The 13,752-nt window shown below is 65.7% G+C and carries 11 protein-coding genes; 5 read left to right on the forward strand and 6 right to left on the reverse strand.

From position 1 onward, the window contains the following. Positions 1 to 5: 5 nt before the first annotated feature. The 3 genes from ACQP1T_RS38445 to ACQP1T_RS38455 all read right to left on the reverse strand — a co-directional run bounded on the left by ACQP1T_RS38445 (position 6) and on the right by ACQP1T_RS38455 (position 3,344). Positions 6 to 2,024 (reverse strand): M13 family metallopeptidase, encoded by a 2,019-nt coding sequence (locus ACQP1T_RS38445; protein ID WP_433757855.1) that lies wholly within the window; start codon positions 2,022 to 2,024, stop codon positions 6 to 8. Between the two features lie 80 nt (positions 2,025 to 2,104). Continuing rightward, positions 2,105 to 2,482, reverse strand: a complete 378-nt coding sequence (locus tag ACQP1T_RS38450) for a DUF397 domain-containing protein (RefSeq protein WP_433757856.1) — start codon at positions 2,480 to 2,482, stop codon at positions 2,105 to 2,107. A gap of 10 nt (positions 2,483 to 2,492) precedes the next feature. Next, complete coding sequence (locus tag ACQP1T_RS38455; RefSeq protein WP_433757857.1) at positions 2,493 to 3,344, reverse strand: Scr1 family TA system antitoxin-like transcriptional regulator; 852 nt, start codon at positions 3,342 to 3,344, stop codon at positions 2,493 to 2,495. 132 nt (positions 3,345 to 3,476) lie between these two features. Here ACQP1T_RS38455 and ACQP1T_RS38460 point away from each other — a divergent pair, with 132 nt between their 5' ends. Then, on the forward strand, positions 3,477 to 4,025 hold the full coding sequence (locus ACQP1T_RS38460; protein ID WP_433757858.1) for a hypothetical protein: 549 nt from the start codon (positions 3,477 to 3,479) through the stop codon (positions 4,023 to 4,025). On the opposite strand, the gene ACQP1T_RS38465 is transcribed toward ACQP1T_RS38460, so the two are convergent. Both ACQP1T_RS38465 and ACQP1T_RS38470 read right to left on the reverse strand, forming a co-directional pair. After that, a complete protein-coding gene (locus ACQP1T_RS38465) occupies positions 4,003 to 4,482 on the reverse strand; it encodes a DUF4190 domain-containing protein (protein WP_433757859.1) in 480 nt (159 codons plus the stop codon). The two genes, ACQP1T_RS38460 and ACQP1T_RS38465, sit on opposite strands and share 23 nt — an antisense overlap. 78 nt (positions 4,483 to 4,560) lie before the next feature. Next, positions 4,561 to 5,343 (reverse strand): pirin family protein, encoded by a 783-nt coding sequence (locus ACQP1T_RS38470; RefSeq protein WP_433762540.1) that lies wholly within the window; start codon positions 5,341 to 5,343, stop codon positions 4,561 to 4,563. Between the two features lie 295 nt (positions 5,344 to 5,638). Between ACQP1T_RS38470 and ACQP1T_RS38475 the strand changes: the two genes are divergently transcribed. Together ACQP1T_RS38475 and ACQP1T_RS38480 are read left to right on the forward strand one after the other, a co-directional pair. After that, a complete protein-coding gene (locus ACQP1T_RS38475; RefSeq protein ID WP_433757860.1) occupies positions 5,639 to 6,100 on the forward strand; it encodes an NUDIX domain-containing protein in 462 nt (153 codons plus the stop codon). Between the two features lie 296 nt (positions 6,101 to 6,396). Further along, positions 6,397 to 7,749, forward strand: a complete 1,353-nt coding sequence (locus ACQP1T_RS38480) for an MFS transporter (protein ID WP_433757861.1) — start codon at positions 6,397 to 6,399, stop codon at positions 7,747 to 7,749. Here ACQP1T_RS38480 and ACQP1T_RS38485 read toward each other — a convergent pair. Beyond that, a complete protein-coding gene (locus tag ACQP1T_RS38485; RefSeq protein ID WP_433757862.1) occupies positions 7,739 to 8,242 on the reverse strand; it encodes a hypothetical protein in 504 nt (167 codons plus the stop codon). The genes ACQP1T_RS38480 and ACQP1T_RS38485 overlap by 11 nt on opposite strands. A 105-nt stretch (positions 8,243 to 8,347) precedes the next feature. Here ACQP1T_RS38485 and ACQP1T_RS38490 point away from each other — a divergent pair, with 105 nt between their 5' ends. Both ACQP1T_RS38490 and ACQP1T_RS38495 read left to right on the forward strand, forming a co-directional pair. Continuing rightward, positions 8,348 to 9,955, forward strand: a complete 1,608-nt coding sequence (locus tag ACQP1T_RS38490) for a DUF4185 domain-containing protein (protein ID WP_433757863.1) — start codon at positions 8,348 to 8,350, stop codon at positions 9,953 to 9,955. Positions 9,956 to 10,040: 85 nt separating this feature from the next. Next, positions 10,041 to 13,700, forward strand: coding sequence for a hydantoinase B/oxoprolinase family protein (locus ACQP1T_RS38495; RefSeq protein ID WP_433757864.1), 3,660 nt, complete (start codon positions 10,041 to 10,043; stop codon positions 13,698 to 13,700). Positions 13,701 to 13,752 lie beyond the last annotated feature (52 nt).

The raw sequence follows: 13,752 nt of genomic DNA on the forward strand, positions 1-13,752 counted from the left end.
CGGACTCACCAGATCTTGACGCGCTGCTCGGGTTCCAGATACAGCTCATCACCCGGCTTCACATCGAAGGCCTCGTGGAAGCTGTCGATATTGCGCACCACCGCATTGCAGCGGAACTCCGGCGGCGAGTGCGGGTCGGTGGCCAGGCGGCGGATGGCCTCTTCATTGCGGGCCTTGGCCCGCCACACCTGTGCCCAACCGTAGAAGACGCGCTGGAGACCGGTCAGACCGTCGATGACCGGTGGCTCCTCACCTTTGAGCGAAATCCGATAGGCGGCCAAGGCGATGGACAGCCCGCCCAGGTCACCGATGTTCTCGCCGATGGTGAATTCGCCGTTGACGGTGTGGTCGTCGGACAGCGCCTTGGGCGAGAGCACGTTGTACTGATCGATCAAAGCCTTTGTGCGTTTACCGAATTCGGCGCGATCGGCATCGGTCCACCAGTCGACCATATTGCCGTCGCCATCATATTTGGCGCCCTGATCGTCGAAACCGTGGCCGATCTCGTGGCCGATCACCGCACCGATGCCGCCGTAGTTGGCGGCGTCGTCGGCGTGCATATCGAAGAACGGCGGTTGCAGAATGGCCGCGGGGAAGACGATTTCGTTCATGCCCGGGTTGTAGTAGGCGTTCACCGTCTGCGGTGTCATGAACCATTCGCCGCGATCGACCGGGCCACCGAGCTTGTTCAGATCGCGATCGTGTTCGGCGGCATAGCCGCGACGGTAGTTGCCGACCAGATCGGACGGGACGATGACAATGGCGGAGTAGTCGCGCCACTTGTCCGGGTAGCCGATCTTGGGGTTGAACTTCTCCAGTTTGGCCAACGCGGCCGCCCTGGTATCCGGCCCCATCCAGTCCAGCTCGGCGATATTGCGGCGGTAGGCCTCCTGCAGATTGGCGACCAGCTCGACCATCCGCGCCTTGGCCTCCGGCGGAAAGTGCTCGGCGACATACAATTTGCCGACCGCCTCACCGAGCAGATCCTGCACCAGCGAAACACCGCGCTTCCAGCGCTCCCGATTCTCCTGCGCCCCGGTGAGGGTGCGGCCGTAGAAGTCGAAATTCTCCTCGACGATCGGATCGGTGAGATAGGCCGCCCGCGAACGCAACAGCCGCCAGATCGCCCACGCCTGCCAATCGGCGAGCGGTTCGGCCGCCCAGGTCTGGGCGAAGGTGCGCAGGTAATCCGGCTGGCGCACAACCACTTCGGCGAACAGTTCGGGTCCCGACTTCGAGATACCCTCGGCGAGCGCGGAAGTCCATGCGTGCCAATCGAATTCCGGATGCTCGGCGACCAGGGCGTCATAGGTGGTGAGGTTGTAGCTCAACTCGGCATCGCGGCGACGCACCACATCCCAGTGCCCGGCCGCGAGCTTGCGCTCCAATTCGAAGATCCGCTGGCCGACCGTCGCAAGGTCGGCGGGCAGCAGCGCGGCGATCTGCGGTTCGGCGGCGGCCAGTGCGAACATCCTGCCGATGTGCTCGACATATCGGTCCCGAATCTCGGCGAATTCGTCCTGACGGTAGTAGGACTCGTCGGGCAGCCCGATCCCGGACTGGGTGGCGTGCACCAGATACCGGTTGGAGTCCTTGTCGTCGGTGTCGACATAGAAGGCGAGCGCGCCGCCGACACCGGTGCGCTGCAGGCGACCCAGTAGCCCGGCCAAGGCACTGCGATCGGCGACCTCGTAGATCTCGGTGAGTTCACCCGCGATGGGCGCGAGCCCGAGCGAGGCCACGGTCTCGGTGTCCATGAAGCTCGAGTACAGATCGCCGATCTTGCGCGCGTCGCTGCCGTGCTCCGCCGCCGAATCCGCGGCCTGCCGAATGATCGTCTGCACATCCAGCTCCGCCTGGTCGTACAGCGCCCGGAAGGCGCCGTCGACCGCACGATCCGCCGGTATCTCATAGGTATCCAGCCACCCGCCGTTGACATGGGCGAACAGGTCGTCCTGCGCGCGTACGGCGTGGTCGAGGTGGGAGAGGTCGATACCGGAGGGACTGCTCAGATCGGAAGTCACGATCTCCAGTATGCAGAGGTGGGGCGAAGGCTGCCGTCGCCGAGGTTGACCCCGGCCGCGGCGCGGCCGGGGTGGCACGGTCAGGCGGGCAGGATGATGCGATCGAATTCGCCGTCGCGCGCGCCGGCGATGAACGCATCCCACTCTTCGGGGGTGTAGTAGAGGGTGATATCACCGTGGCGCAGGGTGGCGCTGCCATCGGCGCGGGTCTGTGCGATCAGCTCGTTATGCGATCGGCCGCTGTTGAGAAGGTTGATGAACGAGGTCCAAAGGCTCGCGGTGACGGTGATGACGGGCTCTTCAGCGGGGCGGTTGGCCGGGTTGCGGCGGTATTTGCTGTCACGGATGAGCACCGCGTCACCATCGAACCGGACCTCGACGCATTGATTGCCGTTGTTCGATCGACTCGACGTGAACCAGTCAGTAAAAACCGACCGGAGGGTAGCGGTGGTGGCCATGGGCAGGATTTTACACTCGTGCATACCTGCTGATCAGGGCCAATGATGCTGCACGATTCAACGATTGCTCCAGCGCGCGAACGTAAGCGAAGCTCAGATCGCGCACCTGTTCCGGGTCGTCGACCGCGCCGCCGAAGACCGCGCTCTCGGCCCACGCGAAGGTCGGCAGCTGTTCACCGGCGAAGTCGATCAGGTGGAAACTGGACCCGCCGAGCACCGCGCCCGCCCGCGCCGCGAACGGGATGACGCGCACCTCGATATTGTCGAGCTGCTCGATCGACTTCGCCAGATACTCCAGCTGACCGCGCAGCACCTCCGGCCCACCGGTCTGCTGCAGCAGCGTGCCCTCGCCGATGACCGCGGTCAGCTCGACCGGCGCCTTGCCGCGCAACCGCTCCTGCCGCCGCATCCGAATGGCTACCAGTTGCTCGACCTGAACCGGCCGGATCATCACATCGGCACTGATGAGCGCTCGCGCGTAATCCTCGGACTGCAGCAGACCAGGGAAAAGCAAACTGTCATAGCTGCGAATGCTCTGCGCGCCGTACTCCATGCCGTACAGCCGCTGCAGTTCCGGACCGATCAGGGCCGACGATTTGGCCCACCAGCCGCGCTGTTTACTCGCCTCGAGCAGCGTCAGCAACTCCTCGCGTTCCTCGGCATCCACCTCGAGCAGTTCGAGCACCGGGCCGATGGTGTTCGTGGTGAGCACCCGTCGCCCCTTCTCCACGTGCGACCAGTTGGCGGGAGTGAAACCGACTCGTTTGGCGAAGGTGGCCGAATCGAAGCCACGTTGTTCGCGCAATTCGCGCAGGCGCAGCACCAGCTCCCAGCGAGCAACAGTCGGGGAAACGGGTGCCATGGCCCGAGATCGTACGCCGGAAATTTACTCGGCGCGTGACTATTGTCAAGGAACTTGTGCGGGTCTAGTGTCGATTCCAGCGGCAAACTTTGGTTTTACGTCGATCAACTCAGAGCCGAGGCGAGGTTCCTCATGAGTACGTCGCGAGTGGAATCGGGTAGCTACCTGGCAGCCCAGGACTTCGCGGCGGTCCAGGACGCATTGGCGCGCTGTCGCCGCTATCGCAAGGACAACGGTCTGTACGGGGTCGTCGATCCGGCGCTCGGGCGAATTCTGTTGGAAGTCGGCGCGGTCGGCGCGGTAGTCATGCCCGCCGCCCTCGGCAAGCGGGTGCGCGCCCACCTCCTGGCCACCTACGGGCGAACCGGACCGATCATCGCGCATCCGCGCTCCAGCCGATGGTCCTTCCTGACCGGCCCGACCGATAGCTCGTACCTGGATATGACGCTGTTCCCGGAGTTGTTCCGGGTCTGCGCCTCGGTGGCGCTGCCGGGCACCCGGATCGTGTTGCCATCGCCGACCGATGAGCTCAGCGGCTACCGGATCTGGATCGCACCACCCGAAGGCGACTACCGCCCGGAACTGGGCGATGTCATCGCCGCCACCCGGACTTGCGCGAACAGCGGCCGGTCGGTCGTCGAGGGCATCAAGGGTGTTGTCAACGGGTCGGGCGTGGAGTGAGCGTCACGCCGCGGCTCTGCTCGATATTCTGCTGCCACTTGTCCTGGCACTCGTTTTGCTTGGTCTGATCGTTGCCCGCCTTCTGCATGCAGTCCACAAAGTCCTTGCCGCCGGAGTCGACGAAGAACCTCCAGCCGACAATGCTGAGCACCACCGCGGCGACCAGCGCGAGCACACCCAGGATCAGTCCGGTGACCGCCATGCCGGAGCCGCCCGCGCTACCGGAACGGATCTTGACCAGCGCGATGACGCCGAAGATCAGCGCGAAGAAGCCGAACAGATAGCCGCCGATCAGCGTCCAGCAACTCACGAACCCGAGGATGCCCAGCACCAGTGCGGTGATCGCCAAGCCCTTGCGCTTAGGGGATTCCTGCCAATAGTTCTGCTGCCCCTGACCCGGTGGCGGCGGGTACTGACCCGGTGGCGGATATTGACCGGGCGGTGGATATTGCGCCATGGGACTTCCTCTCAGCCGATACGCCTGCGTTGCGGTCGCCTTCTGGTCGCACTCCCCGGGATGTCGAGGCCGAGCGCGCTATGTCGAGCCGAGCCGTGCGTGCATCTCCCAGACCAAGATTTCCGCGGGGCCGTGAGCGGTCACCCGCTGCCCGCCCGATCTGGTGAGACGCACCGCGTCACCCGAGTACAGCGGACCGACGCCCTCCATCTCGACCTCGCCCCTTGCCACGAAAAGATGCAGGTACGGCGCGTCGGGTAGGTCGATCGCCTGCTCGGTTTCCCCGCTGCCCGCCAGCCGCGCCACATGCATCGCCGAATGGCTGCTGCCGATGGCGATCGCGGTCCGATCGCGATACCGCGGCAGGCCGGAGGCCACGGTCACCAGGCCGCCGCGCGCCAATTCGTCGTCGATCTCCAGCTGCTGATAACCGGGCTCCCGGCCCGGTTCGTCCGGCACCACCCACATCTGCACGAAATGGACCGGCTGGTCGTGTTCGGTGCCATGGTCCAGGCGCCAGGAGTCGTTCTTCTCCGAATGCAGAATTCCGGTGCCCGCGCTCATCCGCTGTGCCAGACCCGGATAGATGACGCCGCTGTGCCCGAGTGAATCCTGGTGTACCAGCGAGCCGCCGAGCACCCAGGTGACGATCTCCATATCCCGGTGCGGATGGGTCTCGAAGCCCTGACCAGGGGAAACGATATCTTCGTTATTGACGAGCAGCAGCCCGTGATGGGTGTTGTCGGGATCGTAGTGCTCCCCGAAGGAGAACGAGTGCTTCGAATCCAGCCAGGACACGCGCGTTTTCATGCGATCGCCGCCGCGATGGACATCGATGTGTGGTGTCGTGAGTGTGGACATCATGGTCCTCCTCTCGGGACCGTGCACCGATCACCTTTCAGGGTAGGAGCACTTACGACGCGGTACTCCGAATTCCTAGTAAATTGTCCTGCACTCGGCATTTTACGCGAGCTGATCTTCGCGAGTGACGTGCGAGGGAGTCACTCGAGGTGCGGGTGAACGGCAGGCGAGCGGTACCGACCGGTTAGTCGTATCAGCGGTCGGCACCACCCGCCACTGAACGACGGGGGTCGGTACGCGCCCACGGCGAATTCGTAACTTCATGTGCCACAACGGAATCGGAGGTGACGAACGGATGCGAACCGAAGTGCTCGCACGCATCGAGCGGCAGCTCCGCGATGCGGCAGAGCGCGATGGGATCAGCGATTTCGTCGTCGGTGTCGCGGTATTCCGTGATCGCAAACTCCTGGTGGTGCGCCGGGTACCGGACGATTACCGCGGCGGCATGTACGAACTACCCGGTGGCGGAGTCGAATCCGGGGAAACCCTGGCCGAATGCGTGGTGCGGGAACTGTTCGAGGAGACCGGGCTGCGGGTGCGGGCCATCACCGAATTCCTCGGCGACTTCGACTACGCCACCAGAACCAAGCCCCGAGTGCGCAAGTACAGCTTCATGGTCGAGGTGGAACCGGGCGAGGTCGCGCTGGCCCCGGGCGAACACGACGCCTACGCCTGGATCGATGCCGCCGCGCTCGCTGACCTGCCGATGGCACCGGATATGCGCGCAACAATCTCCACACTGGTCGACTGCGTGTGATCCGTCGAAGCGCATGCGCCGCAGGCGCGAGTCTCGACTATCTGGCACCGGTGCAGTGGGAGCCGAACGCCTCCGCCATCACCAACCACCACGGAGCGAGTCTTACGAGCGACCCGTTCGCGGCCCGTCTCGCGTCCGAGTCGTCGAAGCGCATGCGACGTAGTCGCGAGTCTCGACGGCTCGGACGCGAGACACCAGGGGCCGCGAACACGCGGCGCCGAAGGCGCGCAATCAGACAGAGCCCGCGAACCCGCCGCGCCGCAGGCGCGGCAAATCAAACACAGTAGCCTCTGGGCGTGTCTACTGGTCGCCCCAACGGCTCCACTCCCGCGGATGAGCGGCCGGTTTCGCTACAGACGGCGCTGCGCGAGAGTCCCGGCGTACTGCGTTTGGCGCTGATCCGCTTTACCGGCCAGTTCGGCGACGGCATGTTCCAGGCGGCGCTGTCCGGCGCCATTCTGTTCAACCCGGAACGGGAGACCGATCCGCTCGCCATCGCGGCCGCGTTCGCGGTATTGCTGCTGCCGTATTCGCTGATCGGGCCGTATGCCGGTGCGCTGCTGGACCGCTGGGATCGGCGGGCGGTGCTGCTGGTCGCCAATGTGCTGCGGGCAGTGCTGATCGGTGCGGTGAGTGTCGGACTATTGGCGGGCGGTAGTGCGACGCCGTTGTTATTGCTCGCGCTGGCGGTGGTCGGGGTCAGCAGGTTCGTACTCTCTGGCGTGTCCGCGGCGCTGCCGAGGGTGCTCGATCAGCACTGGCTGGTGCCCGCGAATTCGGTGCTTGCCACGGTGGCGTCCGGATGTGCCGGTGTCGGCGCGGCCGCGGCGGTCGCGATCATCGGGTTGATCGGCGCGGGTGATTTCGCGTCGGCCGTCGCGGTGGCGATCAGTGCCGTGTGGTCGGTCTGCGGTGCGGTATTCGCGGCCGGATTCGGGGCCGGGATGCTCGGTCCGGAGCCGGGGACCGCGGTGCGCGACAGTGCGGTGCGCGCGATCGCGACCGGTCTGCGGCACGGTGCGGCCGCGGTCTGGGGAGCGGTTCAGGTCACCACCGCGATGATCGGTATCGGCACGCATCGGATCGTATTCGGGGCCAATTCGCTGATCATGGTGTTGGTGCTGCGGCAGGCGCCCGTCGACGGCGGCGGTGCGAATACCGGGCTGACCCGGTTCGGGCTCGCCATCGGCTGCACCGCGGCGGGGATGTTGGTGGCGGCGGTAGTCGCACCGGTATTGATTCCGCGGCTCGGCCGGTCGCGCACCGTGGTGCTCGGGCTGTTGACCGCGACGGTGGTGCAGTTGGCGTTGGTCACCCCGACCGCGATCGCGAGCTCGGGGGCAGCGGCGCATCGGGCGCATCAATTGCTGCTGGTCGCGGCCTTCCTGTTCGGGCTCGCGGGGCAGACCATCAAATTGACCGGCGATGCGACCATGCAGATCGATATCGATGACACCAGACGTGGTCAGGTATTCGCATTGCAGGACACCGTATTCAATATCGCTTTCGTACTGGCGATCGCGCTCGCCGCATTGGTGATCCCGACGGATGGCCGCTCGATCGCGGTGGTCCTCGTCGGCGCCGGAATCTATTGCGTGGGAATGGCGGCCATTGCGGTGAACAATCGGCGCTCGCCGGTCACTGGCTGAATGGCGTTGTCGGGTAGCCGAATTCATCGCAGGACCAGGTGCGGTGATCCCGTAGCGCGGCCACCGGTTCGATCGGGGCAGGCGGATCCGACCAGCGCGAATCCTGCGTCGGCTCATCGCGATTCGACAAGGCCGCGCTGAATTCATCGGCGGCGAGGTGATCCGGCTCCGACTCGGTGCGCTCGATCCAGGCCAGTTGTTCACTGCCCGCATCGGCCGGGCTGCCGGTGATCTGGTGATTCCAGGTGCCGTTGCCGGTCGGATCGGTGAAGAAATGGTCGAGTACACCGTCGTCGTCCAGATCCAGCCCGGCCACATCGGCGATGCCGGTGCCGTGCGAATCCCAGAGCACGTCATCGATCAGGCCGTCGCCGTCGAAATCGAGTGCCACCGCATCGTCGAGGCCCGAACCGGACAGATCCAGATCCGTCTGACTGGTCCAGACGTGGACCGTGCCGTCACCGGTCCCGAATACGTACTCGATCTCGTTCATATCTGATTGGACGCGACTGCGCCCCATCCGGTTCCACCCTCCGAGCGATTCGGTCGGGTAAGTTGATCTCCCATCGACCCGAACCGACAGGGGAGTCAACAACGGATGGGATTTCGGCCGACCTGTGCGCCCGTAATCCTCGGTGTGCTGCTCGCCGGTGCGCTGACCGTACCGACTCCCGCCGCGCGGGCCGCGCAGCACCCGTGGGCGCCGCCGCCGGTGAACAATTGCGGCGAGATCGGATTCGACCCGTTGAACCGGGCGCCGGACCCGAACGCACCGCCGCCTCCACCGCTGCCCCCACTGCCCCCACAGATCGATATCCCGGTACCGGTTCCCGAGATCACGCCGGTTCCGGTCCCTGATCCGGCGCCGGACAACACCCGGATCGATCCCGAGCCGCTGCCCACCGACCCGTGCCGCAATCCGTGCCCGGACATCCGGGATACACCGAAACCGCAGGACCCCGCCGACGATCCGGCACCGGAAGGCGCACCCGACACCGGATCCAGCTCCGGTTCCGGATCCGGTTCGAGCTCGGGATCAGGTTCCGGTTCGAGTTCGGGGTCCGGCTCGATCCGCGTGCCGCGCATAGAGTTCCGTCCGGAGATCGAGCCGATTCCGATCCCGGTGCCCGGCCCCGACGGAATCGAACCGCAACCCGCGCCGCCGCCGATCGTGCACCCGGCCGAACCCGGACCACTGACCGCCGCCATCGCCCCGCCGCCGGTGGAGTCGGTGCAGCTGGTCGGTCAGGTGACCGGGCACGGTTCGGCGAATCGCACCGATATGCGCTGGCAGGTCGACGGCACCGACCTCGGCATCATGTGGGAGACGAAACCGGGCGAGGTCGCCGTGGCCTTCGGCGACACCTTCGGCGATGGCTGGGAAAGTGGCGGTGTCGGCGGTCCGGACTGGCGCAGCAATGTGCTCGGCTACAGCACCGACCACGACCTCACCGACGGCCTCGGCATCGACACCATGGTGCAGGACAGTCGTTGTCACGCCACCGAACTGCTGCCCAGCCGCAAGATCAAGAATTGGGAGACGACCACCATCCCGACCTCCGGGTTCGCGATCGGGCAGCGCCAGTTCATGAGCTATATGTCGGTGAACCACTGGAGCCGCATCCCCGGCCTGTGGTCGACCAATTACGGCGGGCTCGCGTACTCCGACGACAACGGCCGCACCTGGGTCAAGGACCAGCACGCCAGGTGGGACAACTTCTTCGGGCTCGGCCGGTTCCAGGTGACGGCCATGGTGCCGCAGGGCGATTACGTCTATATGTTCGGCACGCCCAACGGCCGGGTCGGCGTCATCGGCCTGGCCAGGGTGCCGAAGACCGAGGTACTGAACAAATCGGCCTACCAGTACTGGGTACATGGAACCTGGGCACCCGCGGCCGAAAACCAGGCAACGCCATTGGTTCTCGGTATGGCGAGCGAACTGTCGGTGCGCTTCGACAAGGGCACCGAACAGTGGCAGATGGTCTATCTGGATTCGGCGCGCGGTGCGATCGTCATGCGCACCGCGGCGAGTCCGCAGGGTGTCTGGACCGATGGTGTCCAGCTGGTCTCCACCGACGACTATCCGAAGGCCTACGGCGGCTTCATCCATCCGTGGTCGACGAGTGCGGATCTGTATTTCACCATTTCGGCGTGGGACACCTACAACGTGTATCTCATGCACGCGAAACTCGATCCGCCGCACTGATCGCGCACGGATCCGCGCCCCCGGTGATTCGGTATGGTGCGCATGTGATCGACCAGCGCATACGCATTTCGCCCGGGCGGCTCCGGTGACCAGCGAGACACCGGGCTGGCAGTTCTGGATCGATCGGGGCGGCACATTCACCGATGTGGTGGCCCGTCGACCCGACGGCAAGCTCGTCACGCACAAGCTGCTCTCGGAGAATCCGGCGCGCTATGCCGACTCCGCGGTGGCGGGCATTCGGGAAATCCTCGCCGACGCGGGGGGCGCCGCCGATATCGATGCCGTCCGGATGGGCACGACGGTCGCGACCAACGCGCTGCTCGAGCGCAAGGGCGAACGCACCGTACTGGTCATCACGCGTGGCTTCCGCGACGCACTGCGCATCGCCTATCAGAATCGGCCGCAGATCTTCGCGCGCGAGATCGTATTGCCCGAGTTGTTGCACGAGCACGTGATCGAGGTGGACGAGCGCGTCACGGCCGACGGCACGGTGCTGACAGCACCGAACCTGGATGCGCTCGCCGCCGAACTTAAGCCGTTGTACGACAGCGGTATTCGTGCCGTCGCCGTGGTCTGCATGCATTCGCATCTGTATCCCGAGCACGAACGGGCGATCGGGCGGGTCGTCCGGGATATCGGATTTCCGCAGGTCTCGCTGTCCAGCGAGGTGAGCCCGCTGATGAAGCTGGTGCCGCGCGGGGATACCACGGTGGTGGACGCCTATCTCTCACCGGTGCTGCGGCGCTATGTCCAGCAGGTCGCCGACCAGCTCACCGGTGTCCGCCTGATGTTCATGCAGTCCAATGGCGGACTCACCGAGGCCGGACAGTTCCGCGGCAAGGACGCCATCCTGTCCGGTCCGGCGGGCGGCATCGTCGGCATGGTGCGGATGTCCGAACTCGCCGGATTCGACCGGGTCATCGGCTTCGATATGGGTGGAACCTCCACGGACGTATCGCATTTCGCGGGCGAGTACGAGCGGGTGTTCATCACGCAGATCGCCGGTGTCCGGTTGCGCGCGCCGATGCTCGATATCCATACCGTCGCGGCCGGTGGCGGTTCGATCCTGCATTTCGACGGCAGCCGCTACCGCGTCGGACCCGATTCCGCGGGCGCGGCACCCGGACCCGCGTGTTATCGAGGCGGCGGACCGCTGACCGTCACCGATGCCAACGTGATGCTCGGTCGCATCCAATCCGCGCACTTTCCAAGGGTTTTCGGTCCGGACGGCAATGCGCCGCTCGACGATGCGCTGGTGCGCGATCGATTCGCGGAACTGGCCGCCGAGATCGCGAAGAGCACCGGTGATGATCGCACTCCGGAGCAGGTGGCCGAGGGCTATCTCGACATCGCGGTCGCCAATATCGCCGCCGCCATCAAGCGGATCTCGGTACAGAAGGGCCACGATGTGACCCGATACGCGCTGACCACCTTCGGCGGAGCGGGCGGCCAACTCGCCTGTAAGGTGGCCGATTCCCTCGGTATTCGCACCGTTGTGGTGCCGCCCATGGCCGGTGTGCTCTCCGCCCTCGGCATCGGTCTCGCCGATACCACCGCCATGCGCGAGCGTTCGGTGGAGTTGCCGCTGCGCGATGAGTCGATGGACCGTGTCGTCGAGATCGCCGATGATCTGGAGGCCATCGCTCGCGCCGAACTACTCGGTGAGGACGTACCGGCGCACCGGGTGCGCATCGTGCGGCGCGCCCAGCTGCGCTACGACGGCACCGACACCACGCTCACCGTCGAACTCACCGAACCGGCCCAGATGGCAACGGATTTCGTCGAACGCCATCGCGCCACCTACTCGTTCGTACTGGACCGCCCGATCGTGATCGAGGCGCTTTCGGTCGAGGCGACCGGACTCACCGAAGCACCCGATCTCGCCGACCTGGCCGGGCCACGCGCGGCCACCGGCGAGCCGGAGCCGGTGCAACTGCACACCGGTGGCGCTCGGCGCGAGGTATTCCTGCATCGGCGGGCGGAACTGGTGCCGGGGCGGGCGGTGCGCGGACCCGCGATCATTACCGAGGCCAACTCCACCACGGTCGTCGACGACGGCTGGCAGGCCGTGCTGAACGACCTCGGACATCTGATCATGGAACGGGTCGCGGTGGTGGCCGGACCAGAGGCGGGTGCTGTGTCGATGGGGGCGTCCGCGGGGCCCTCCATGGTTACGCAAGCTACCTCCTCCGGGCCCGTCGCTCCCGCCACCGAGGCGGATCCGGTGCTGCTGGAGGTTTTCAACAATCTGTTCATGTCCATTGCCGAGCAGATGGGCGCGCGCTTGGAGTCCACCGCGCAGTCGGTCAATATCAAAGAGCGCCTGGACTTTTCGTGCGCGCTCTTCGATCCCGACGGCAATCTCGTCGCCAATGCGCCGCATATTCCGGTGCATCTCGGGTCGATGGGTACCAGCGTCAAGGAGGTCATCCGGCGCAGGCAGGACGGGGGTATACGTCCCGGCGACACCTATGCGGTCAACGATCCGTACCACGGCGGCACCCATCTGCCCGATGTCACGGTGATCACGCCGGTATTCGATAGCGAAGGCACCGAGATTCTCTTCTATGTCGCGTCACGCGGTCATCACGCCGAAATCGGCGGTATCGCGCCCGGTTCGATGCCTGCCGACAGCCGCCGCATCGAGGAGGAGGGCGTCATCTTCGACAACTGGCTGCTCGTCGAGGACGGCAGGTTCCGGGAGGACGAGACGCTGCGACTGCTCACCGAAGCGCCGTACCCGTCCCGCAATCCGGCCACCAACCTCGCCGATCTGCGCGCCCAGATCGCCGCCAATGCCAAGGGCGTCGAAGAAGTCCGCAAGATGATCGAGCATTTCGGACTCGATGTCGTCGAGGCGTATATGCGGCATGTGCAGGACAATGCGGAGGAGTCGGTGCGGCGCGTCATCGATGCGCTCGACGACGGCGAGTACGCCTATCCGACCGACCTCGGGGCGACCATTCGCGTTCGGGTCACGGTGGATCGGGAAAACCGCAGTGCCACCATCGATTTCAGCGGCACGTCGGCGCAGCTCGATGGTAATTTCAACGCGCCATATGCCGTCGCGAACGCGGCGGTCCTCTATGTCTTCCGCACGCTGGTCGCCGACGATATTCCGCTCAATGACGGCTGCCTGCGCCCGCTGCGGATCATCGTGCCGCCCGGTTCGATGCTCGCGCCCGAACCGCCCGCCGCGGTCGTCGCGGGCAATGTCGAGACCTCACAGGCGATCACCGGCGCGCTGTACGCGGCGCTCGGGGTGCAGGCCGAGGGGTCGGGCACGATGAACAACATCACCTTCGGCAATGATCGCAGCCAGTACTACGAGACGATCGGATCCGGATCCGGGGCGGGCGACGGCTTCGACGGCGCGCCGGTGGTGCAGACCCATATGACCAATTCCCGGCTCACCGATCCGGAGGTGCTGGAGTGGCGGCTGCCGGTGCTGCTGGAGGAGTTCTCGGTGCGGGCGGGCAGCGGCGGTGCCGGGCGATGGCGCGGCGGTGACGGTGCGGTGCGCCGACTGCGGTTCACCGAAGCGGTGACGGTCTCGACGCTGTCGAGTCACCGTCGGGTGCCGCCCTACGGCATGGCGGGAGGCGCGCCCGGTGGCCTCGGCCGAAACCGGATCGAGCGGGCCGATGGCACGGTACATGACCTGCGCGGGTCCGATTCGGCGCAGCTCGAACCCGGAGACGTGCTGGTCATCGAGACGCCTGGCGGTGGAGGGTACGGGAACTGATCACGTTCCGGGTGGGGTCCTGGCATGCTCTTCAGAGTGAGGTAGCTCACAT

It is taken from the genome of Nocardia sp. CA-135398 (genome assembly GCF_050955845.1).
In the GTDB taxonomy this organism is placed as follows: domain Bacteria; phylum Actinomycetota; class Actinomycetes; order Mycobacteriales; family Mycobacteriaceae; genus Nocardia.

Bases quoted from the DNA above. Each gene is read 5' to 3' on its own strand.
- ACQP1T_RS38470 (WP_433762540.1), bottom strand. From the start codon at position 5,343: ATGTCCACACTCACGACACCACACATCGATGTCCATCGCGGCGGCGAT.
- ACQP1T_RS38460 (WP_433757858.1), top strand. From the start codon at position 3,477: ATGAGTACGTCGCGAGTGGAATCGGGTAGCTACCTGGCAGCCCAGGAC.
- ACQP1T_RS38450 (WP_433757856.1), bottom strand. From the start codon at position 2,482: ATGGCCACCACCGCTACCCTCCGGTCGGTTTTTACTGACTGGTTCACG.
- ACQP1T_RS38490 (WP_433757863.1), top strand. From the start codon at position 8,348: ATGGGATTTCGGCCGACCTGTGCGCCCGTAATCCTCGGTGTGCTGCTC.
- ACQP1T_RS38455 (WP_433757857.1), bottom strand. From the start codon at position 3,344: ATGGCACCCGTTTCCCCGACTGTTGCTCGCTGGGAGCTGGTGCTGCGC.
- ACQP1T_RS38485 (WP_433757862.1), bottom strand. From the start codon at position 8,242: ATGAACGAGATCGAGTACGTATTCGGGACCGGTGACGGCACGGTCCAC.
- ACQP1T_RS38475 (WP_433757860.1), top strand. From the start codon at position 5,639: ATGCGAACCGAAGTGCTCGCACGCATCGAGCGGCAGCTCCGCGATGCG.
- ACQP1T_RS38465 (WP_433757859.1), bottom strand. From the start codon at position 4,482: ATGGCGCAATATCCACCGCCCGGTCAATATCCGCCACCGGGTCAGTAC.